This is a genomic window from Henriciella algicola (genome assembly GCF_003576245.1).
GTDB lineage: Bacteria > Pseudomonadota > Alphaproteobacteria > Caulobacterales > Hyphomonadaceae > Henriciella > Henriciella algicola.
Genome location: NZ_QWGA01000003.1, coordinates 1152802 through 1173158 on the forward strand (window position 1 = coordinate 1152802; position 20357 = coordinate 1173158).

Here is a 20357-nt window from a genome sequence, read left to right on the forward strand (position 1 = left end):
ACGACATGTCGAAGACCGAACTCGGCTCTGCCAAACGCCTGAACGAGCTCGTCGCCCTGCTTTCCAAGACGGTGGATAGCCGGGTCGGGGGCGATGTTGAGAAGAGCTATACGGCACGGCTCATCAAGTCGGGCCCGATCCGCTGCGGCAAGAAGATCGCCGAGGAAGGCGCTGAGGTCGCGCTCGCCATTGCTGCGCAGGGCCGTAAGGAAGTGGCGGCCGAAACCGCTGACCTCCTATTTCACCTGCTGGTGGGCCTGCGGGCGAAAGGCGTTTCGCTGGACATGGTCGCCGATGCGTTGGCCGAGCGCCGGGGTGTGTCTGGCCTCGCTGAAAAAGCGGCTCGCGCGAAGAAAGACTAGCGTTTTCTGAGGAATACGTAGAACGCGCCCTCGCCGCCATGGCGTGGGTGAGCGCCTGCATATCCGGTGATCAGCGAGCGCGCTTCTGGCATTTCCACCCAGCGCAGGAAGTTGTGGCGAAGAACGCCGCCGCCTGCCTTCCCCTTGCCTGTAATTACAATGACAGCGCGGCTACCGCGTGCCTGTTCACGGGCAAGGAAGGCCGGGAGGGCGCTCCAGGCTGATGCCTGTGTGTGTCCGTGGAGGTCGAAACGGCCCGAGATGGAAATCTTGCCGCGGCGGACCTGTTTGTCGGCGCTCCGGTCACGAGGTGCAGCCGGGGTGGCTGGACGGTGCAGTGACGGTGTACTGGCGGTGTTTTCAGAGGGTGTTTTTTCGAGTACCGGTCTTGTGATCGCCGGGGCGCGTGGTCGGGGGACAGATTTACTGCCGCCAAGTGGGCGCACAGACCGGCGGACCTGTTCCCAGGCTTTCTTTTCATCAGGTTTGAGGGGCCGGTCGCTCATTGGCCCGATTTAGGGGGCCGGAGGGTTCCGGCCAAGGTCGGCATAGGCATCGATCCCCGGAATGCGGTCTGCGACTGCGCGCGGCAGCAGCACCCAGAGACGTCCCGGCGCATTCATTGTGCCTGCGCGTTCGCCTGCTTCCTTGCCTGTGCCGAAATAGATGTCGCCGCGGACCGGACCGTTCACGGCGCCGCCTGTATCCTGCGCGACCAGCATGCCGGACCAGTCACCGCCAAGACCCGGCGCGGTGGTCTGGATAAACATCGGCACGCCCATCGGGTTATGCTCCCGGTCGATCGCTACAGAGCCAAGCGGGGTCAGCGGAACGCCCATCGCGCCTTTGGGGCCTGTCTCGCCCTCTTCGGGTTCTTCCAGCGTAAAGAAGATGTAGCGCGGATTAGCGTTCATAGCCTGACGCACCTGTTCGGGCGTTGCGCGGTCCATCCATGCGCGGATGCCCTGCATCGAGGCTTCGCCGCGCGTAATCCAGCCGCGATTGAGAAGCCAGTTCGCAGTCGAGCCAAACCGGTGACCATTATGGGCAGCGTAAACCGCTTTCATCGTCGTGCCGTCCGGGAAGACGAGCTTCCCCGAGCCCTGAATCTGGAGGAAGAAGACATCTGCCGGGTGGGCATAGGCCAGCGGTTCGACACCCGCCTCGGTAATCGCCTTGCGATCAGGATATGGCCGGCGCGTGCCGTTTGGCAGGCGCTGAAAGATGCCGACACCGCTCTCGCGCTCAAGGTCTTGGGGATAAGCAGGGACAGGCTCGGTGAAGGGCGGCTCTGGTGTGGTGCGGGCTTCGTAGACCGGTTCAAAATAGCCGGTGAAGCGGGATTTGCCGTCTGGGGAGTTGATTTCGACCGGGCGGAAAAGCGTCTGCATCACAGTGCGGGCGGAGACTTCATCCTCAACCACTTCGAGGGCGGCGCAGGCCGGGAGCCAGTCCATTGTGCTGCCTGCCCAAGGGGCGACAGAGGAAATGGGCGCGTCAGCTGCGCCTTCCCGGAAGACCCTGCAGCTTTTGCGAAGCGCCATGACGCCCGGATAGAGCGCCGCTTCCTCCCAACCTGGCAGGCTGGCGAAGGCGGCTGGCGCAGGCGGGGCCTTACGCACGGCATTCGGGTTGATTTCCTTTTCAGGCGGCCGCTCATCCGGCTGGCGCGAACGCGGTGTTGGCGCGGGATGTCCCATGGAGACATCGCGATGCGCAGTCCCATAGGACCGGCGTTTGCCGTCTTCAGAGTTTGGAGAGCTCGCACAGGATGCGATCAGGCAGGCTGCCAGAATAAGGCCGGTAAGTCTCATCATGGCGCAAAGAGTTGCCGGGTTTCGACGGGATCGACAACCGGAAAGTCTCAGCGAGGCTGAAGCGCGTTTCGCCCGGCTATGGCGTGTCGACGTCGTCCAAAAGCCAGTTCGGATCATCCGAGGACGTGTCCCGCATGAAGGTCCATAGCTCTTCTGAAGTCCGCGTCATGTCGCCGATGCCGAGCTCGGACTGGAAGCGCACCGTCACGCGGGCGGTGCCGCGAGCATCGAGGTCTGCCGCATCGATTTCGCTCTGCTTCAGGCGAAGAAGCTGAGGTGCCTCGGCGCCGGTCTTCTCACGCTCTGCGATGGCTGCATCCCAGGTCTCATAGACATCGGTATCGAGCCACTGGCCGAGCGTTGCCCGGTCACCATCAGCAAAGGCTTTCACCAGCATTTCGTAGGCCGAGCGCGCACCGGAAAGAAATTCCTTCGGGTTGAAGCTTGGATCGGCGGAATGGATCGCTTCGAGACCGCTTGCTGCCGGGCCCGTGAACGCAGGACGCAGGCCAGCCGGGTTTTCACGCGGCTGGGTCGCCGGCTTGTTGCCGACGGCAGGTTTCTGATCTCGCGAACGTCCCTCCGGCGGGCCAGCATCACTGCCAAGCGTGGTGTAAAGCCGCCAGCCAACAAAGACGGCAATCGCGGTAAGGAGCAGTAGTTCGATCATCGAAGAGTTCATTTCGTCTCCGTAGAGGGGCCTGGTACGGACTCATATAGTCAGGATTTGACCTATGCCACCCGTTGTTGCGCAAGCAGGGGCTGCATGATAGGCGCGAAACCCAGTTTTCGAGAGGATTTCGCCGTAATGTCAGATACGACAGACACCGCTGCACAGCCACAACAACCGACCGGCCCGAGCCTTCGCGTCCTGAACCAGTACATCAAGGACCTTTCGTTCGAAAATCCGGGCGCGCGTCTGAACGAGCAGCCAAATGTCGATCTTGGTATTGATGTTCAGGCCAACACGCAGAACCGCGAAGAAGGTATCTTCGAAGTTGTGCTGAAGCTGAACGCACGTGCCGGCACCAAGGAAACGGCGCTTTTCCTCGTTGAGCTCGAATATGCTGGCCTGTTCCAGCTGCAGGGCGCATCCCAAGCCGATGCCGAAGCCATGCTGCTGATCGAGTGCCCGCGTCTTCTCTTCCCGTTTGCACGCCGTCTGGTTGCTGACCTGACGCAGGAAGGCGGCTTCCCACCGCTGCGCATCGACCCGGTCGACTTCACCGCACTTTACCGCCAGCAGCGTGCCCGCATGCAGCAAGGCACGAATGGCGCGCCGGTCGACAATGGCGCCGCCGCCCCGGCCGGCGAGCCAGAGACCAAAGAAACCGAAAACTGATCTTGTAAGATCCGCCCGACTGGGCCGCGCCGCCTAGACCAATTCCGCTTGCAGCGGGATCGGTCGTCGGTTTGTTTGCGCTCACGCTAGCCCGCTGATGCTGCCACTGGCGTGGCCTTCTCCGCCTTCATTTGATCCACTGGATCAAATGATCGCTGCGCGACCGGCTCCGAAGCTCCGCGGGGGCGGCGCATTCGAGCCGGGCTCGCCTTGCTCGCCTTGCTCGTTTCCGCCGAAGTCGGAAACGCTCTAGCCCTGGTAGCGCGCCCAGATCGGGTTATCGCCCAGCGTTGCCACGAAGGCGGCATGGGCTGCCTGCTCTTCACCAGTGATTGGTGACGCCAGCGGCTGCGGGCGTGTTTTTGCCCGGCGAAAGTTCGCCTCGCCGTCGCTTTCATCCCGATTCGAGAAATCAAACGCACGCGCGCGGCCACCGCGAAGCTCCAGATAGACTTCGGCGAGGAGCTGGCTATCGAGAAGTGCGCCGTGAAGCGTACGCGCTTCGAGGCCAATGCTGTAGCGTTTGCAGAGCGCATCGAGCGAAGCAGGCGCGCCGGGGTGGCGCTTCTTTGCGATTTCCAGCGTATCGACCCAGCGCTCCAGCGGGACTTCGGCCCGGCCACAACGCACAAGTTCTGCATTCAGGAAGCCGCGGTCGAACGCTGCATTGTGCGCGACCAGGGTGGAGTCGCCCACAAATTCCAGAAACGCATCGACGATGCGTGGGTCTTCAAAGAAAGGTTTGTCGACAAGCATCTCGTCCGTGATGCCGGTGATTTCCACGGTCTTGGCAGACACAGACCGGCGCGGATTAATGCGCTCGTGAAAGGTGCGACCCGTGGCGACATGATTGATGAGTTCGACGGCGCCAAGCTCAATGATCCGGTCCTCACCTGACCAGTCGAGACCGGTGGTTTCGGTATCGAAAGCAATCTCACGAAGCGGCTGGCTCATCTCTCTTCCCTGTCCATTTTGGTCAGCAAGTGGATGATTGCGTTTACATGGGTTCGGGCGAAATCGAAACCGAAGGCTGTAGAAATGATGAAGTCCGCGCGGGCCCGCTTTTCCGCATCCGGGACCTGTTTGGCGACGATCTTTTCGAAGTCTGATTCCGACATTTCATTGCGCGCCATGACCCGCTCACGCTGGACTTCTGGCGGCGCGGAAACCACCGCAACATAGTCGCAACGCTGGTCGCCGCCCGTCTCATAGAGGAGCGGAATATCGAGCACGGCGAGCCCTGCCCCGGACTTCAGCGCTGAGGTGCGAAATTCTATCTGGGTCTGGCCGACAAGCGGGTGGACGATGGCCTCCAGGTCTTTCATCGCATCGGGGTCTTCCATGACGATGTCGCGAAGACGCTGGCGGCTGACCGCGCCATCGACAATCACGCCCGGAAAGCGCTCACCGAGCGGTTCTACGGCAAGGCCGCCCTGCGCATAGATGGAATGGACCGCTGCATCGGCATCGTAAACTGGCACACCCCCATCCGCGAACATGGCCGCGGTGGCGCTTTTTCCCATGCCGATAGAGCCGGTCAGTCCGAGGATGATCATGCATTCTGCTCCAGCGATGTACGGCAAGCGGTGAGGGCGACTTCGATATCCGGGCGTACGCCGTCGAACCAGATGGAGAAGCTTTCCGCCGCCTGGCAGACCAGCATGCCGAGACCGTCTTCGGTCTTCCAGCCTTGGGCATTGGCGTGAGCAAGCTGAGCTTCTGCAGGGGCACCATAGCTCATATCGTAGAATAACCGGCCCTCGCCTGCGGGCAGCGGAATATGGGCGCCGCCATGCCCGGCGCTGGTCGTATTGATGACGAGGTTGGCGCGGCCAGCATGGTCAGACAGGGCATCGAGCGGGCCTGAGAGATGAGGCCGCGAACAACATTCGGCGAGGATCTGTTCGGCTTTTTCAACCGTGCGGTTGAGCAGGATTATATCTGCCCCTGCCCTGTCGAGCGCGAAGAGACCTGCCCGGGCCGCGCCGCCTGCGCCAAGCATAAGCACCGTCTTGCCCGTAAATTCCGAAAGGCCGAGCCGGCCTAGCGCGGCGATGAGGCCCGGCGCGTCCGTATTGTCCGCGCGCCAGCCGCCTGATGGTAGCCGGGACAGCGTGTTTGCCGCGCCAATAGCGTCGACTGCGGCAGATTTTTCCGACGCCTTGGGCAATACCGCCTGCTTATGCGGCAAGGTAACATTGAGGCCCAGAAATTCCTGATGTTCGAAATCATCAAGCGCGGCAGCGGTTTCGCCCGCCGGAACGCGGATCGACTCGTAAGACGCGTCGAGGCCGAGCGCGTCGATCCACGTCATGTGGATAAGCGGAGAGAGCGAATGGCCGACCGGGTCGCCAATGACTGCGAGGCGTTTCATGACTGGAGCACACCGCGCGTGCGAAGGTAGTCGAGCAGCGGCAGAAGCGGCAGGCCGAGGATGGTGAAATAATCCCCCTCGATCCGCGTGAAAAGCTGTGCGCCGAGGTCTTCGAGCATGTAGGCGCCAACCGTTTTCAGAAGGCCTTCCCCGCTCTTCTCAAGATAGGATGCGATGAAGTCTTCGCTGAGCGGGCGGACTGTCAGTTTGGGAGCGGCGAGATGGCGCCAGACAGGTTCGCCATTTTCGGCAATTACGATCGCCGTCTCAAGCCGGTGTGTCTTGCCGGAGAATTTTCGCAGATGATTGCCCGCGTCCGCCATATCCTTTGGCTTGTCGATCGGTTCACCGTCGAGGTTCAGCATCTGGTCGCCGCCGATGACGAGGCCGGGCCGGCGCTGGGAGACCTTGATCGCTTTCAGTTCCGCAAGTTGCATCGCCTGGTCGGCAACGCGCATGCCTTTCGCGCGGAAGGTGGCCTTTGCCGCGTCTTCATCGACATTCGGGCGGACAGCTTCTGCCTCGACACCAGCATTCGCGAGGAGACGCCTGCGGCTTTCACTGCCGGAAGCAAGGATTACGGACTGTGCGCTCATTCCTGGTCATGCCTCTGATTGAGCTTGTTGAGGATGGCGGCAGCGGTTTCTTCCACACTGCGGCGGGAGACATCGATTACAGCCCATTTGCGGCGCTGGAACAGGCGGCTTGCCTCTGTCACTTCGGCGCGGACGGCTTCCTCGTCAGTATAGTCGGTGATCGAGTTTTCATTGAGCGCCATCAGACGCTGGCTGCGGATCTGGACGAGGCGTTCCACACCGATCTTGAGGCCAATCACCATCGGGCCGGTCTTCGGGTCAATCTCATCGAGGACGGATGGCATCCGCATACCGGGCACGAGCGGGATATTGCCCGCCTTCACGCCGCGATTGGCTAGATACACACAGGTTGGCGTCTTCGATGTGCGGCTGACACCCAGGAGGATGACGTCTGCGGCAAGCAGGCCTTGCAGGTTCTGGCCATCATCATGGGCCAGCGCGAAGTTAATTGCTTCGATCCGCTCAAAATATTCGGCATTAAGCGCATGCTGGCCGGCAACGCGGTCGCTGGCGGTCACGCCAAGGTGGCGGCTGAGCATGTGGATGGATGGGTCGAGCACGGCGAGCGTCGGGATATGACGCGCGCGGCAGAACTGTTCGAGCTTGAGGCGCAGATCCTCATCGGAAATGGTAAACCAGACAACGCCCGGCGCCGCCTCAATCTCTCGCATCACACGTTCGAGCTGACGCTCAGAGCGAACGAGGTAATAATTGTGTTCGAGCGGCGTGACGTTTTCGAACTGCGCGGCCGCTGCGCGCATCACTGCGTTCAATGTCTCACCCGTCGAATCCGACACAAGATGGACATTGAAAAATATACTCGGGCGCATTGCGGCTCCGCTGATTGATGAACGGCCGGACCCTGCCGCGTCTTGAAGGAATCGACAACCCCTGTGGAGGGGCTGTGGATAGAGATTCAAGCCCGGCAGCTTTCACCACAATTCCACATTCGACAAATGCTCACAGGGTGGATTCACGAGCTGTTCTTTGGGCGTGAATGGTCCAAATGGTTAACACTAAATTAACGGCAATTCCAAAAGGTTGACGAATGGTTAACGCGAACTCCCTCCTATGGACAGGCTGTGGAATTACTGGTGACAAAGCCGCCTGGGACTGATTGTCCACCTTATCCAGCGCTTAGTAATGATAAGAGCGCATTTTCATGCTGAAGGAAGAAGAGGACCAGATGGCCCCCGTCCCGGAAAAACCGCTACTGAATGTACTGAATGGCAAGCGTCAGGACCCTATCCCCCTCTGGATGATGAGACAGGCTGGCAGGCACCTGCCTGAATATATGGAGCTGCGCGGACGGGCGAAGAACTTCCTGGATTTCTGCTACACGCCTTCGCTGGCTGTGGAAGCGACCCTTCAGCCGATTGAGCGCTATGGCATGGACGGCGCGATCCTGTTCGCAGATATCCTGCTGATCCTCGATGCCCTCGGTAGAGGTGTACGGTTCGAGAAAGGCGTCGGCCCTATCGTGGAAACGGTGGAAACCGGCGGCAGGCTGAACGAAGTCCCGGTCCAGACGGTCGTTGAGCGGCTGTCACCTGTCTATGAGACCGTCTCCCGTGTGAAATCACGCCTTCCGGCTGAAACGACGCTGATTGGCTTTGCGGGTGCACCCTGGACGGTGGCGCTCTATGCCATCGAAGGACGTGGCGGCACGGACAAGTCCACTGCGCGCCTCTGGGCGCACCAGCATCCGGCTGAGCTGGATCTTCTTCTGGATGATCTGGTCGAAGCGACAGCGCACTATATGGCTGCGCAGGCAGAAGCTGGCGCTGAAGCCCTCATGATGTTCGATTCATGGGCTGAAGGGCTTCCAAACGACATTTTCGAACAGATCATCATTCGTCCGAACCAGAAGCTGGTGAAGCGTCTGCGAGAGCTTGGTGTGACGGTACCGCTTATCGGCTTTCCACGCGGGGCTGGCGTCCAGCTTCCAGCGTTTGCAGAGCAGACGGGTGTGAGTGCTGTCGGTCTCGACACGGCCGCCCTGCCCTCCTTTGTGAACCGCGAGCTTCCATCGGGCATGCCGGTTCAGGGGCATCTGGACCCTCTTCTCCTGATGACGGGCGGCGATGCGATGGAACGGCGGATCATCGAGCTGCTCGAGGCCTATAAGGATCGCCCGCATATCTTCAATCTGGGGCACGGGGTGCTGCCGCAGACACCTATTCCGAATGTGGAGCGCGCTGTGCGCACCGTTCGGAACTGGAAAGCAAGTTAGACAGTATACGGATCAAAAATGCTCTATCTTTGGGTCAAGTCATTTCATCTCATCTTTGTCATCGCCTGGATGGCGGGGCTGCTCATCCTGCCGCGCTACAAGCTGCACCAGCTGACGTCTAAGCCGGGTGAGCCACTGTTTGAGACGATGAAGTCTGCGTCGGCAAAGCTGCGCAAGATCATCCTGACGCCGAGCATCATTCTGGTCTGGGTGCTGGGGATCAGCCTCATCGTGATCAATCCGGCAATCATGTCGGGCGGATGGCTGCATGCAAAGCTTCTGCTTGTCCTCCTCCTGTCCGGCCTGCACGGCTACTTCGTTGCGACGGGCAAGAAGATCGACCGCGGCGAGGATGTGCCGGCGAAACGACTGAAGATGCTGAACGAAATGCCGTTCATTCTTCTCATCATCATCGTGATCCTGGTGATCGTGAAACCGTTCTGACGTGCTGGAAATCTCTTGACCTGCCGGGGAATTTGATCACATAAGCGGCCAGAAGAGGCCGCCATTCCTTGGCAGGCCGTGCTTTCCCAAGTCAATCTATCGGTCGCGCATCTCCTCTCAGCGCACCTGCCACATCCAGAAGATTTCATGTCAGACACCGAAACGTCCCTCGACCCGCAAGCGGTCTCCGGTTCAGAAGCGCCGAGCCACGTTTATCTGCGCGACCTGAAGGCCAAGAGCCCGACCCAGCTGCTCGCCTATGCAGAGAGCCTTGAAGTCGAGAACGCGTCTTCACTCCGGACGCAGGACATGCTGTTCGCGATCCTTCGTGAGCTGGCTGAGCGTGACATCGTCATTATCGGTCAGGGCGTTCTGGAAGTGCTCGTCGATGGCTTCGGCTTCCTGCGTTCACCTGAATCCAACTACCTGCCCGGCCCGGACGACATCTATGTCAGCCCGAAAGTCATCAAGCAGGCCGGCCTGAAGACCGGTGATACGGTTGATGGCCCGATCAATGAGCCTGGCGAAGGCGAGCGCTACTTTGCGCTGAATAGCGTCAACTCGATCAATTTCGAGGATCCCGAAAAGGCACGTCAGAAAGTCCACTTCGACAATCTCGTCCCGCTCTATCCAGAAGAGCGTCTCCAGATGGAGAGCCAGGACCCGACGAAGAAAGACCGGTCCGGCCGTGTTATCGATATCGTCTCGCCGATCGGTAAGGGTCAGCGCGCGCTGATCGTTGCGCCGCCGCGCACTGGTAAGACGGTTCTGCTGCAGAATATTGCATCCTCAATCGAGGAAAATCACCCCGAATGCTATCTCATCGTTCTGCTGATCGATGAGCGTCCGGAAGAAGTCACCGACATGAAGCGCTCTGTGAAGGGCGAGGTTATCTCCTCGACCTTCGATGAGCCTGCGACACGTCACGTTGCCGTTGCTGAAATGGTTATCGAGAAGGCAAAGCGCCTTGCCGAACACGGCCGCGACGTCGTCATCCTGCTCGACTCGATTACGCGTCTTGGCCGCGCCTACAACACAACGGTGCCAAGCTCTGGTAAGGTTCTCACCGGCGGTGTTGATGCCAATGCACTCCAGCGCCCGAAGCGCTTCTTTGGTGCAGCACGTAATATCGAAGGTGGCGGGTCGCTGACGATCATTGCAACCGCACTTATCGATACCGGCTCGCGAATGGATGAAGTCATCTTCGAAGAGTTCAAGGGTACCGGTAACTCCGAAGTCGTCCTCGATCGCAAGATCGCAGACAAGCGCACCTTCCCGGCCATCGACATCATGAAATCCGGCACGCGTAAGGAAGAGCTCATCACGCCGAAGGAACAGCTGCAGAAGATTTACATCCTCCGCCGTATCCTCAACCCGATGGGCACGTCCGATGCAGTCGACTTCCTACTCGACAAGCTGCGTCAGACCAAGACGAATGACGAGTTCTTCGAGGCAATGAAGAACTAGGCATGGCCGAGCAGCGCGATACGATCTGCGCGCTTGCCTCTGGTCCGCCGCCTTCGGCAATCGCAATTGTAAGGATCAGCGGGCCCATGGTCCGCGAGATCTGCGAAAGCGTTTTTGAAGCGGGCCTCCCTGCCCCGCGCCGTAGTGTGTTCGGCCGCTTTCTCGATGTGTCACGTGAAACAATCGATGAAGGTCTCGGCGTGTTCATGCCGGGGCCGCATTCGTACACAGGCGAGGACACGGCAGAACTTTACCTGCATGGCGGCGCGGCGGCTATCGACCATGCGCTTGATACGCTCTGCGCTTTCGAGAATGTCCGGCTTGCTGAGCCAGGTGAGTTTACGCGCCGCGCGTTTGAGAATGGACGGCTCGATCTGGTTGAGGCGGAAGGCGTTGCTGACCTGATCGATGCGGAGACCCGCGCGCAAAAATCTCTGGCGTTGGACCAGCTTGGTGGAAGCCTGTCGCAGGTTTATGATGGCTGGCGTGCCGGGCTTCTTGAAGCCATGGCACTTCTTGAGGCGAGCATCGACTTTCCCGACGAAGAAGACGCGCCGGACGAAAGTACGGGGCCAGTGGCGGGGCTTCTGGGGCGTATGGCTGCCGAACTCGAAACCGCAATTGACGATGATGAGGTTGGCGAGCGTATCCGGGATGGCTTTCGGGTTGCCATTATCGGCCCTCCAAATGCGGGCAAGTCGTCCATTCTGAATCGCCTCGCCCGTAGAGAGGCCGCGATTGTTTCCGACATTCCAGGCACCACACGCGATATTGTCGAAGTTCGTTTGAAGATTGCCGGTCAGGTCGTCTGGCTTGCTGATACGGCGGGTCTTCGGGAAGCTGATGATGCCATTGAGGCGGAAGGTGTGCGCCGCGCACTGGAGCGGGCCAAGGCAGCAGATCTGCGCATTCAGGTCCGCTCCCCCGATACGTCATCCTCTTTTGAAGGCGCCGGCGCTGAAGACATCTGCGTCTACAACAAGGCAGATCTCGAGAAGAGCGAGCATGGTGCGGAGATCATTGTTCTATCGGCGGAAACGGGTGCTGGCTTCTCCGTGCTTGAAGAGGCGCTAAGTGAGCGGCTCACGAAGCTCTCTTCTTCAAGAACGGCGCCGCTCATCACCAGGCGGCGTCATCGGGAGGCGCTCTCGACTGCTCTGTTTCATGTGAAACAGGCGAGAGCTAATCTGGAGCGCGGGTTCGGCGCCGAAATCGTCTCTGAAGATGTGCGGCTTGCTGCTCAAAAGCTTGGCGCACTGGTCGGTCGGATCGACGTTGAAGATATTCTTGGAGAAGTTTTCTCCAGCTTCTGTATCGGCAAATGACTCCTCCCCCTGTGTTCAGGGGTGAAGATGCGCTATAGCCGTACATATTCACGGAAATTACCAGAACCAGGGTGCGAGGAGTTATGGCCTCAGCAAATGATTTCGATGTCATCGTCGTTGGCGGCGGACATGCCGGTTGCGAGGCCGCAGCCGCATCGGCGCGGCTAGGGGCGCGCACGGCGCTGATCACGCATAAGCGCGCGACGATTGGCGAAATGTCCTGCAACCCAGCGATCGGCGGCCTTGGAAAGGGACATCTGGTTCGGGAAATCGATGCCCTCGACGGGCTTATGGGGCGGATCGCTGACAAGGCCGGTATCCAGTATCGGCTTTTGAACCGGTCAAAAGGTCCCGCCGTCTGGGGCCCCCGGGCACAGATGGACCGGAAACTCTATCGCGAGGCGATGCAGGCGGAGCTGGCAGACTATCCCAATCTGACAATCATCGAGGATGGTGTCGAAGATCTGAGAACTGAAGACGGCCGTGTGACGGGCGTCATTGGTCTGTCCGGTGAGAGTTGGACTGCGGCGGCTGTTGTCATCACGACGGGGACCTTCCTGAAAGGCGTCATCCATCGCGGTGAAGAACGCATCCAGGCTGGTCGTGCCGGTGAAGCCCCAGCAATCGGGCTTTCGGACCGACTTTATGCGCTGGAGCTGCCAATGGGCCGGCTCAAAACGGGCACCCCTGCCCGACTGGATGGCAAGACGATTGACTGGGATCGTCTCGAGACCCAGCCGGCCGACGACGAGCCTGTGCCCTTCTCTTTCATGAATACGCGTATCGATGTGCCTCAAATCGCTTGTGGCATTACGTATACGAGCGCACGAACGCACGAAATCATTGCGGAAAACCTCAATAAGTCGGCTGTGTATTCTGGTGCTATCGCGGGCAAAGGGCCGCGCTATTGTCCTTCCATCGAGGATAAGGTTCACCGCTTTGCCGATAAGGACCGGCACCAGATCTTCTTGGAGCCAGAAGGCCTGGACGACGATACGGTGTATCCGAACGGGATATCGACCTCCCTTCCCATTGATGTGCAGGAAGCCTTTATCCGGACGATTGAAGGTCTGGAGAATGTCCGCATCATTCAGCCCGGCTATGCAATCGAATACGACTATGTCGATCCGCGGGCGCTTTACCGCAGTCTGGAAGTAAAGGCGCTGAGCGGCCTTTATCTCGCTGGTCAGATCAATGGCACGACGGGTTATGAAGAAGCCGGCGCCCAAGGGCTTGTGGCTGGCATGAATGCGGCGCGCCGCGCCTTCGGCGAAGAAGCGGTCCATTTTGACCGAGCTGAAGCCTATATTGGAGTCCTCGTGGACGATCTTACGACGCGCGGCGTGACGGAGCCGTACCGGATGTTTACATCCCGCGCCGAATATCGCCTGGCGCTCCGTTCAGATAATGCCGACCAGCGCCTTACGCAGAAGGGTATCGAAATCGGACTTGTCTCTGGGTCTAGAAAAGAAATGTTTCACGTGAAACATCGCGCTTTAGAATCTGGTCGGTCCTTGCTGAAATCGCTTACTTTGACGCCAAACGAGGCTGCTCAACACGGCTGGAAGGTTAATCAGGACGGTCAGAAACGTCGAGTCTGGGATTATCTGGCGTACCCAGATATCTCCATGGCAGATATCGAGAAGGTTTTCGCAGAGGTGTCCGCATTGGATCCAGCTACAAAGACCCAACTTAGCATCGAAGCTCTGTATGCCGGGTATATCGAGCGCCAGCAGGCAGATGTAGACGCCCTGCGCCGGGACGAGGCTTTAGAAATACCTCCACGTTTTGACTATGCGGCTGTAGGGGGCCTCTCGAATGAGGTTCGCAACAAGCTGGAAACGGTTCGCCCATCGACAATCGGCCAAGCGTCGAGGATTGAGGGCGTTACACCAGGGGCACTCGTGGCTCTGCTTGCTGCGGTGAAGCGCAGCCAGAAGCTGCGTGCGGTAAGCTAATGCAGCGCGCGATAGAGACGGCGCTCATCGACGCCGGTGTTTCACGTGAAACACTGCCGCTTCTGGAAGGTTATGTAGGGCTTCTGGACGACTGGCGCCAGCGTATGAACCTGATCGGCCCACGCGAAATGGACACGATATGGGAGCGCCACGTCCTGGACAGTGCGCAGATGGCGGGCCTCACAACAGCAGAGAGCCGCATCGTTGATATCGGCTCAGGCGCCGGTTTTCCGGGTCTCGTGCTCGCTTGCGAGGCAAAAACCCGCGGCGGCGACGTCACCATGGTGGAAACAACCGGAAAAAAGTGTGCATTTCTTCAGGCTGTAATTTCCGAACTCGCCCTGCCCGCAAAGGTCGTGCGATCACGTATCGAAAACGCGAAGGCAGAACGCGTTGATTTTATTACGGCAAGAGCGCTCGCCCCGCTGCCAAAGCTGCTCGGCTATGCGAATCCGTGGATGTCAAAGGGTGCGACAGCCCTCTTTTTCAAAGGTGAGCGCTGGCAGGAAGAATTGACGGATGCCTCGGATTACTGGACGTTGAGACATGAAGCGATCCCCAGTCGTACGAGCGAACGAGGGGTAATACTCAAGATCGAGGAGGCGCATCGTGTCTAAGACTGGCACCCGGATCCTGGCAATCGCAAACCAGAAGGGCGGCGTTGGCAAGACAACTACGTCGATCAATCTTGGCACGGCGCTGGCGGCTGTCGGGCGGCGCGTGCTGGTGGTGGATTTTGATGCGCAAGGGAATGCCTCGACGGGACTAGGCATCAGCCGCGCCGATCGCAAGCTGACCAGCTACGATGTCGTCGTCGATGAGATTCCGCTTGAAGAAGCGATCCTGCCGACGCTCGTGCCACGTCTGGAGATTGTGCCGGGCGATGAGAACTTGTCTGGTGTTGAAACGGAGCTCGCCGACAAGGCGCGTCGGTCGTACCGACTGCGCGACGCAATCCGCACGCACGTGGAAAAATATGCATTCGACGAAGACAAACGCTACGACTTTATCCTGATCGATTGCCCGCCATCGCTTTCATCGCTCACCATCAATGCGATGACGGCCGCTGATGCGCTGCTTGTGCCGCTGCAGTGCGAGTTCCTGGCACTGGAAGGTCTTAGCCAGCTTCTGCGCACCGTCGAAGTTGTACGGTCGGGCCTCAATCCCGATCTCGAAATCCAGGGCATTGTGCTGACCATGTATGACCGCCGCAACAATCTGTCTGACCAAGTCGCCGACGAAGTGCGCGAAGTGCTTGGTTCGAAGGTCTACAAGACGGTCATTCCACGCAACGTACGTTTGTCCGAAGCGCCGAGCTTTGGCAAACCCGCCCTGCTCTATGATTATCGTTGCCCGGGCAGCGAGGCCTATATCCGTCTGGCGTCTGAGGTCCTGCAGCGTGAGCGCGCGCGTGCGATGGAGCCGGCCTGATGAGTGGTGATTCAAAGCAGAAGCCAAGCCGTCTTGGGCGGGGCCTTTCCGCCTTGATTGGCGAGGTTGAGGGTGTCTCCTCATCGTCGGCTGGCGACGAGAAGGGCCCGGAAGCAAAGACCGACGCGTCCACGCTGGCGATCAGTGATATCCGGCCGAATCCGCAGCAGCCGCGGCGATATTTCGCTGAGGCTGATCTCAATGAATTGTCGGAATCGATCCGAGCGAAGGGTGTCCTTCAAGCCATTCTCGTCCGGCCAGACCCGAAAACAGCTGGAAAATATCAGATTGTCGCTGGCGAACGTCGCTGGCGCGCGGCCAAACAGGCAGGTCTGACCGAAATACCGGCGACGATCCGCCAGATGGATGAGCTTGAGTTGCTCGAAATCGGCATCATCGAGAACGTGCAGCGCACAGATCTCAATCCTATCGAAGAAGCAGAAGCCTATGGTGCCCTGATGAAGCGCTTTGGGCGCACGCAGGAAGGCCTGGCTGAAAGCGTCGGAAAAAGCCGTGCCCATATCGCTAATACATTGAGATTGCTGAACTTATCTGACGTTGCACGGGAGCATCTTCGCGAAGGTCGTATCTCTGCTGGTCACGCCCGCGCGGCGCTTGGCGCGCCTGACCCAGACGCTGTGATCGCTATGGCCGTCGACAAAGGGCTCAGCGTTCGCGAGGTAGAGAAGCTCTCTCGCTCTGCAAAGGATGATGGCGGCATCGAAGCCGTTGCTGGCCGCGTTCGCCAGGCGGAGAAAGACGTCGACACCGAAGCGCTCGAAGCCGATCTGGCACGGGCCCTTGGGCTGAGCGTCGATATTCGCCACAAGGGCGACAGGGGCGAAATGCGCATTAAATACAGGGACTTGGAGCAGCTGGACGACCTCTGTCGGCGTCTGACAGCCAAGCGTTCAGCGGGCTGATCGCGCCGAGGCTGATTTCACGATATTGAGCAGCAGTAGCCGTAGCGCCGGATCGGCAGCGGCTGCGGATGTTTTCGCCTGGATCTCAAGATCGTGGATAGCAGCGAGCAGACGCGTCAGCGATGCCGATGTCCAGAGATCTAGCCGGGCGCGGAAAGCTGGCCATTCTGAGCCCCAGACGGGCGGTCGCAGGCGGCGCCCGATGTCGCCACCGGTTCCCATAAGCCCCCTCGCCTGCATCAGGCGTCGGATTTCCATTTCGAGAATGCGTAGCACGCTGATCGTGCTGGTGCCGCTTTCGATGACCCGATCATATTCAGCCTGACAGCGCGCGGCGTCACCATCCAGCGCCGCATTTGCGAGATCACGGACGCTATCATCAGCGTCCGTACGACAGACAGCGCGAACCTCTGCAACAGATATGGGGCGCCCAAGACCGCGGCCGTAAAGGGAGAGCTTTTCACTTTCCTGGTTGGCAAGACCGCGATGGCCGGGAAGCAGGCTGACAAAGTCGTCGAGCGCGTCAGGCTCAATCTGCACGTCTAGCGCAGAGAGTTTTTCCTCCACAAGCGACTTCAGCGAGTCAGCGGTATCAGCATACACCTGAATGGTGGCCGCCGTGTTCGACTGTTCGATGGTCGCGCGAAGCTTCGACCGCTTGTTCAGGCTGCCATTGAGCACCAGAAGCCGATTTGCGAAACCGTTGCCCATCTGATCGGCGCGCTCAATAAGATCCAGCACCGGTTTGGCGATCTTTTCGCCCGAGGTGCGTACGCGAACGATTTCAATCTCACCAAGAAGAGAGCCGGTTTCCACCTTGTCTGAGAGAAGATGTGGCTCACGGCGGATATCGTCATCGTCGAGGACGACCTGACGCGCATTGCCGGCAGCCTTGCTCCAGCTCGCCGCGATCTGATCGGCGAGATCATTTACGACGCCGTCGTCGTCGCCGAAGACGAGGGCGCACCAGGGACTGTTATCTGAACTTTTGAACCTGCTGGCGACCTGACCGCTTTTCAGGATCATCGGGCCGATTCGAGTTGCAAACGCAGGTCGTCGACAATCTCACCGGCTAGCTCTCGCATGGCACGCGCGGACGATTCTGTTTGTGCAGCAACGTCGCCGAACGGAGACTGGGTTGCAGAAATCGGAATCTGAACCTGCGCATCGCCGTTGAAAGCCTCACCGCTTTCCGTAGTGAGCGTAAATTCTGCGCGCCCCTCAAGGAAGGAGCGCGACACGCTGCCGTCGGTCAGAAGCGTGATACGCTCAAGATCTTCCTCAAGCGCAACTTTGAGATTTGCGCGCTCGTTGAGCCCTGGGAGACCGATGGCGAGCTCTTTCAGAAGCTCGCGACGGAGGAGGTAACCTGATCGATCATTGATTTCATCGACGGTAATCAGACCTTCGCCGACCTCGTTGAACGACCCGTCAGCATAGAGCGGACGGAAACCACAGCCAGCCAGCATCAATGCGGCAACGGAAGCGAGGAGCAAATTCTTCATGACGCCACGATATTCACGATACGGCCGGGAACCACAATGATTTTCTTTACCTCGACGCCGTCGAGGAAGCTCGCAAGTTCTGGCAGCTTCAGTGCCTGCTGCTCAATGTCGTCCTTGCTTGCATCCCGCGCGACTTCGATCTCGGCGCGCCGCTTGCCGTTCACCTGAATTGGAAGCGTGATGGTGTTCTCGACCATGAGTTCCGGATCGGACACTGGCCAGGCCGCGTCAGAGATGAAACCCTGTTCGCCAAGCGCATGCCAACACTCCTCAGCCAGGTGAGGCATGAAAGGTGTCAGACAGATCGCCAGCATGCGCGCGCTTTCATGGCGCGATGCAGACGTTTCTTCGTCGGCGCCTTCCGCCTTCTTCAGCGTGTTCACCCAGTCATGGCAGAGCGCGATCGCGGCGTTCAGCCTGAACTCGGAGATCGCCTTGTTGATTTCAGCCGCTGCACGGTGAGAGAAGCGAAGGAGCGGTGTCGGTTCGGCTTTACCCGCAGGCGTTTCGGAGCCTTTAAGGCCACCAAAGATCGACCAGACGCGCTGGACAAAACGGGCCGCGCCCTCTGCGCCGGCCTGCGACCACTCAACATCCCGCTCAGGCGGACTGTCGGAGAGGACGAACCAGCGGGCAACGTCTGCCCCAAAGGAGACGATGATCTGGTCTGGGTCGACGACATTCTTGCGCGACTTCGACATCTTCTCGACGGGGCCTGCGGTTACGGTGAGGTCCGTCCCCCGCACGAAGAGGCCGCCATCCCGGCGTTCAATATCCGCCGGTTCGACCCATTTGCCTTCGCTGTTCTTGTAGGTCTCATGCGTGACCATGCCTTGGGTGAAGAGGCCGAGGAACGGCTCGCCCTTGGGCAGATCCAGCTCACCAACATCGCGCAGCGCGCGTGAGATAAAGCGGGCATAGAGAAGGTGCAGAACGGCATGCTCGACACCGCCGATATATTGATCGACAGGCATCCAGTAGGCGCGCTCGGCCTTGTCCTTGATCCCTGCAAAACGTGCGAAATACCAGGACGAGTCGACAAACGTATCGAGCGTATCGGTTTCCCGCGTGCCTTCGCCTCCGCATTTCGGACAACTCGTCTTCTTCCAGTTCGGATGGTGCGCGAGCGGGTTGCCCGGCTTGTCGAAGCTCACATCCTCTGGAAGCGTGACGGGCAGATCGGCGTCAGGCACCGGAACAGCGCCGCAGCTCTCACAGTGGATGATCGGAATCGGACAACCCCAATAGCGCTGGCGCGAAACACCCCAGTCGCGGAGACGGTAATTGATCGTGCCCTCACCGAGACCGAGCGCTTCCAGTTTCTCAATCGCGGCTGAGATTGCCGCTTCAGTCGTGAGACCGTTGAGGAAGTCGGAATTATAGATCGTGCCGGGGCCGGTATACGCCGTGTCGGTGATCTCATGATTGTCGGCGCTGGTGTCCGGTGGCAGGACCACAGGCTGAACCGGCAGACCGTATTTACGCGCAAAATCGAGGTCGCGCTGGTCCCCGGCAGGCGAACCGAAGATGGCGCCAGTGCCGTAGCCAGACAGGACAAAGTTCGCTGTCCAGACAGGGATGGTCCAGCTGGGATCAAACGGGTGCTGGACGCGAAGTCCAAGATCAACACCCAGCTTTGGCGCTTTCTCGATCGCTTCTTCAGACGTGCCGATCTTCGCGGCTTCTGTAATAAACTCGCGGATTTCGGGACGGTCTTCTGCAAGCGCGCGCGTAATGGGGTGATCCGGTGCCAGCGCGATGAAGCTTGCTCCATAAAGCGTATCGGGACGGGTCGTGTAGACCTCGATATGCTTTCCGAACTCTGCGGATTGATCGCCGTCGATCACCCAGCGGACGGTGGCGCCTTTGGATTTACCGATCCAGTTGGCCTGCATCAGGCGCACCTTGTCAGGCCAGTTTTCCAACCCGTCCAGACCTTCCAGAAGCTGATCTGCATAGGCAGTGATGCGGAAGAACCACTGCGTCAGTTCACGCTGCTCGACCGGCGCGCCAGTGCGCCAGCCCTTGCCGTCGATGACCTGCTCATTCGCGAGGACCGTATTGTCGACAGGGTCCCAGTTGACCTTGCTCGCCTTGCGATAGGCGAGACCGGCCTTGAGCAGTTTGAGGAAGAGGCGCTGCTGTTCGCCGTAATAGTCGGTGTCGCAGGTCGCGAACTCGCGGCTCCAGTCCAGCGTAAGGCCGAGCTTTTCCAGCTGGGCGCGCATGGTCGCGATGTTCTGATAGGTCCACTCACCGGGATGGACATTGCGTTCGATCGCAGCATTCTCTGCCGGCAGGCCGAAGGCGTCCCAGCCCATAGGGTGGAGCACGTTGTGCCCGAGCGCGCGGCGGTGGCGGGCAACCACATCGCCCATCGCATAGTTGCGCACATGCCCCATGTGCAGTTTGCCCGATGGGTAAGGGAACATTTCAAGGACGTAGGACTTGTCCTGTCCCTTCGCCTCATCCGGCGTTTTTGTCTTGAAAATACCGGCGTCTGCCCAGGCCTTACGCCACTTGGCTTCCGCAGTTTGCGGATCATAGCGAGACGTCACGGCGTCCCTCCTGCAATTGTGT

General features: G+C 59.5%; 21 protein-coding genes. 10 read left to right on the plus strand and 11 right to left on the minus strand.

Annotated features, from left to right (window positions below):
• Window positions 1-5 precede the first annotated feature (5 nt).
• The gene (hisE, locus tag D1222_RS06145) at window positions 6-362 is read left to right on the plus strand and encodes a phosphoribosyl-ATP diphosphatase (RefSeq protein WP_119453751.1); all 357 of its coding nucleotides are present in this window, start codon (window positions 6-8) and stop codon (window positions 360-362) included.
• Here hisE and D1222_RS06150 read toward each other — a convergent pair.
• The 3 genes from D1222_RS06150 to D1222_RS06160 all read right to left on the minus strand — a co-directional run bounded on the left by D1222_RS06150 (window position 359) and on the right by D1222_RS06160 (window position 2849).
• A complete protein-coding gene (locus tag D1222_RS06150; protein ID WP_119453308.1) occupies window positions 359-868 on the minus strand; it encodes a Smr/MutS family protein in 510 nt (169 codons plus the stop codon). The two genes, hisE and D1222_RS06150, sit on opposite strands and share 4 nt — an antisense overlap.
• A 9-nt stretch (window positions 869-877) precedes the next feature.
• Complete coding sequence (gene mltA / locus D1222_RS06155; protein ID WP_119453309.1) at window positions 878-2179, minus strand: murein transglycosylase A; 1302 nt, start codon at window positions 2177-2179, stop codon at window positions 878-880.
• A gap of 76 nt (window positions 2180-2255) precedes the next feature.
• The gene (locus D1222_RS06160) at window positions 2256-2849 is read right to left on the minus strand and encodes a Tim44/TimA family putative adaptor protein (protein ID WP_233348533.1); all 594 of its coding nucleotides are present in this window, start codon (window positions 2847-2849) and stop codon (window positions 2256-2258) included.
• 138 nt (window positions 2850-2987) lie between these two features.
• On the opposite strand from D1222_RS06160, the gene secB reads away from it, so the two are divergent.
• On the plus strand, window positions 2988-3521 hold the full coding sequence (gene secB / locus D1222_RS06165; protein WP_119453311.1) for a protein-export chaperone SecB: 534 nt from the start codon (window positions 2988-2990) through the stop codon (window positions 3519-3521).
• Window positions 3522-3770: 249 nt separating this feature from the next.
• Here the strand turns inward: secB and dnaQ are convergent, their stop codons facing one another.
• Genes dnaQ through D1222_RS06190 form a run of 5 tightly spaced genes read right to left on the minus strand, consistent with a single transcriptional unit; the run spans window position 3771 to window position 7321 of the window.
• On the minus strand, window positions 3771-4475 hold the full coding sequence (gene dnaQ / locus D1222_RS06170) for a DNA polymerase III subunit epsilon (RefSeq protein ID WP_119453312.1): 705 nt from the start codon (window positions 4473-4475) through the stop codon (window positions 3771-3773).
• Window positions 4472-5077 (minus strand): dephospho-CoA kinase, encoded by a 606-nt coding sequence (gene coaE, locus D1222_RS06175; protein ID WP_119453313.1) that lies wholly within the window; start codon window positions 5075-5077, stop codon window positions 4472-4474. The genes dnaQ and coaE overlap by 4 nt, the downstream gene beginning before the upstream one ends.
• Complete coding sequence (gene aroE, locus D1222_RS06180) at window positions 5074-5895, minus strand: shikimate dehydrogenase (protein ID WP_119453314.1); 822 nt, start codon at window positions 5893-5895, stop codon at window positions 5074-5076. The genes coaE and aroE overlap by 4 nt, the downstream gene beginning before the upstream one ends.
• Window positions 5892-6491 carry a Maf family protein gene (locus D1222_RS06185; RefSeq protein WP_119453315.1) on the minus strand — a complete coding sequence of 200 codons (600 nt, stop codon included), beginning with the start codon at window positions 6489-6491 and terminating at the stop codon, window positions 5892-5894. The genes aroE and D1222_RS06185 overlap by 4 nt, the downstream gene beginning before the upstream one ends.
• The gene (locus D1222_RS06190; RefSeq protein ID WP_119453316.1) at window positions 6488-7321 is read right to left on the minus strand and encodes a pyruvate, water dikinase regulatory protein; all 834 of its coding nucleotides are present in this window, start codon (window positions 7319-7321) and stop codon (window positions 6488-6490) included. Before D1222_RS06190 ends, D1222_RS06185 begins: the two co-directional genes overlap by 4 nt.
• A gap of 332 nt (window positions 7322-7653) precedes the next feature.
• On the opposite strand from D1222_RS06190, the gene hemE reads away from it, so the two are divergent.
• The 8 genes from hemE (at window position 7654) to D1222_RS06230 (ending at window position 16272) form a co-directional block, all read left to right on the plus strand.
• A complete protein-coding gene (gene hemE, locus D1222_RS06195; RefSeq protein WP_233348534.1) occupies window positions 7654-8724 on the plus strand; it encodes a uroporphyrinogen decarboxylase in 1071 nt (356 codons plus the stop codon).
• 18 nt (window positions 8725-8742) lie between these two features.
• The gene (locus tag D1222_RS06200) at window positions 8743-9168 is read left to right on the plus strand and encodes a CopD family protein (RefSeq protein WP_119453317.1); all 426 of its coding nucleotides are present in this window, start codon (window positions 8743-8745) and stop codon (window positions 9166-9168) included.
• Window positions 9169-9315: 147 nt separating this feature from the next.
• Window positions 9316-10635, plus strand: a complete 1320-nt coding sequence (gene rho, locus D1222_RS06205) for a transcription termination factor Rho (RefSeq protein WP_233348535.1) — start codon at window positions 9316-9318, stop codon at window positions 10633-10635.
• 2 nt (window positions 10636-10637) lie between these two features.
• On the plus strand, window positions 10638-11960 hold the full coding sequence (gene mnmE / locus D1222_RS06210) for a tRNA uridine-5-carboxymethylaminomethyl(34) synthesis GTPase MnmE (protein WP_119453318.1): 1323 nt from the start codon (window positions 10638-10640) through the stop codon (window positions 11958-11960).
• Window positions 11961-12043: 83 nt separating this feature from the next.
• Entirely contained in the window at window positions 12044-13918 is a 1875-nt protein-coding gene (gene mnmG / locus D1222_RS06215) for a tRNA uridine-5-carboxymethylaminomethyl(34) synthesis enzyme MnmG (protein WP_119453319.1), read from the plus strand.
• The gene (gene rsmG / locus D1222_RS06220) at window positions 13918-14535 is read left to right on the plus strand and encodes a 16S rRNA (guanine(527)-N(7))-methyltransferase RsmG (protein WP_119453320.1); all 618 of its coding nucleotides are present in this window, start codon (window positions 13918-13920) and stop codon (window positions 14533-14535) included. Before mnmG ends, rsmG begins: the two co-directional genes overlap by 1 nt.
• On the plus strand, window positions 14528-15349 hold the full coding sequence (locus D1222_RS06225; RefSeq protein ID WP_119453321.1) for a ParA family protein: 822 nt from the start codon (window positions 14528-14530) through the stop codon (window positions 15347-15349). The genes rsmG and D1222_RS06225 overlap by 8 nt, the downstream gene beginning before the upstream one ends.
• Window positions 15349-16272 (plus strand): ParB/RepB/Spo0J family partition protein, encoded by a 924-nt coding sequence (locus tag D1222_RS06230; RefSeq protein ID WP_119453322.1) that lies wholly within the window; start codon window positions 15349-15351, stop codon window positions 16270-16272. Before D1222_RS06225 ends, D1222_RS06230 begins: the two co-directional genes overlap by 1 nt.
• Here D1222_RS06230 and holA read toward each other — a convergent pair.
• From holA to leuS, 3 genes are read right to left on the minus strand one after another with little or no spacing between them, the layout of a single operon-like run.
• Window positions 16261-17298: a DNA polymerase III subunit delta gene (gene holA, locus D1222_RS06235; RefSeq protein ID WP_119453323.1), complete on the minus strand. Its 1038-nt coding sequence runs from the start codon at window positions 17296-17298 to the stop codon at window positions 16261-16263. The genes D1222_RS06230 and holA overlap by 12 nt on opposite strands.
• Window positions 17295-17777, minus strand: a complete 483-nt coding sequence (gene lptE / locus D1222_RS06240; protein WP_119453324.1) for an LPS assembly lipoprotein LptE — start codon at window positions 17775-17777, stop codon at window positions 17295-17297. The genes holA and lptE overlap by 4 nt, the downstream gene beginning before the upstream one ends.
• Window positions 17774-20335: a leucine--tRNA ligase gene (gene leuS / locus D1222_RS06245; RefSeq protein ID WP_119453325.1), complete on the minus strand. Its 2562-nt coding sequence runs from the start codon at window positions 20333-20335 to the stop codon at window positions 17774-17776. Before leuS ends, lptE begins: the two co-directional genes overlap by 4 nt.
• Window positions 20336-20357 lie beyond the last annotated feature (22 nt).

What these genes read in the sequence shown, in the direction of transcription:
- D1222_RS06160 (WP_233348533.1), bottom strand. Translation starts at nt 2,849, where the DNA reads ATGATCGAACTACTGCTCCTTACCGCGATTGCCGTCTTTGTTGGCTGG.
- lptE (WP_119453324.1), bottom strand. Translation starts at nt 17,777, where the DNA reads ATGAAGAATTTGCTCCTCGCTTCCGTTGCCGCATTGATGCTGGCTGGC.
- D1222_RS06200 (WP_119453317.1), top strand. Translation starts at nt 8,743, where the DNA reads ATGCTCTATCTTTGGGTCAAGTCATTTCATCTCATCTTTGTCATCGCC.
- rsmG (WP_119453320.1), top strand. Translation starts at nt 13,918, where the DNA reads ATGCAGCGCGCGATAGAGACGGCGCTCATCGACGCCGGTGTTTCACGT.
- mltA (WP_119453309.1), bottom strand. Translation starts at nt 2,179, where the DNA reads ATGATGAGACTTACCGGCCTTATTCTGGCAGCCTGCCTGATCGCATCC.
- aroE (WP_119453314.1), bottom strand. Translation starts at nt 5,895, where the DNA reads ATGAAACGCCTCGCAGTCATTGGCGACCCGGTCGGCCATTCGCTCTCT.
- D1222_RS06185 (WP_119453315.1), bottom strand. Translation starts at nt 6,491, where the DNA reads ATGAGCGCACAGTCCGTAATCCTTGCTTCCGGCAGTGAAAGCCGCAGG.
- secB (WP_119453311.1), top strand. Translation starts at nt 2,988, where the DNA reads ATGTCAGATACGACAGACACCGCTGCACAGCCACAACAACCGACCGGC.
- D1222_RS06150 (WP_119453308.1), bottom strand. Translation starts at nt 868, where the DNA reads ATGAGCGACCGGCCCCTCAAACCTGATGAAAAGAAAGCCTGGGAACAG.
- dnaQ (WP_119453312.1), bottom strand. Translation starts at nt 4,475, where the DNA reads ATGAGCCAGCCGCTTCGTGAGATTGCTTTCGATACCGAAACCACCGGT.
- mnmE (WP_119453318.1), top strand. Translation starts at nt 10,638, where the DNA reads ATGGCCGAGCAGCGCGATACGATCTGCGCGCTTGCCTCTGGTCCGCCG.
- mnmG (WP_119453319.1), top strand. Translation starts at nt 12,044, where the DNA reads ATGGCCTCAGCAAATGATTTCGATGTCATCGTCGTTGGCGGCGGACAT.
- D1222_RS06190 (WP_119453316.1), bottom strand. Translation starts at nt 7,321, where the DNA reads ATGCGCCCGAGTATATTTTTCAATGTCCATCTTGTGTCGGATTCGACG.
- D1222_RS06230 (WP_119453322.1), top strand. Translation starts at nt 15,349, where the DNA reads ATGAGTGGTGATTCAAAGCAGAAGCCAAGCCGTCTTGGGCGGGGCCTT.
- hemE (WP_233348534.1), top strand. Translation starts at nt 7,654, where the DNA reads ATGCTGAAGGAAGAAGAGGACCAGATGGCCCCCGTCCCGGAAAAACCG.
- rho (WP_233348535.1), top strand. Translation starts at nt 9,316, where the DNA reads ATGTCAGACACCGAAACGTCCCTCGACCCGCAAGCGGTCTCCGGTTCA.
- holA (WP_119453323.1), bottom strand. Translation starts at nt 17,298, where the DNA reads ATGATCCTGAAAAGCGGTCAGGTCGCCAGCAGGTTCAAAAGTTCAGAT.
- hisE (WP_119453751.1), top strand. Translation starts at nt 6, where the DNA reads ATGTCGAAGACCGAACTCGGCTCTGCCAAACGCCTGAACGAGCTCGTC.
- coaE (WP_119453313.1), bottom strand. Translation starts at nt 5,077, where the DNA reads ATGATCATCCTCGGACTGACCGGCTCTATCGGCATGGGAAAAAGCGCC.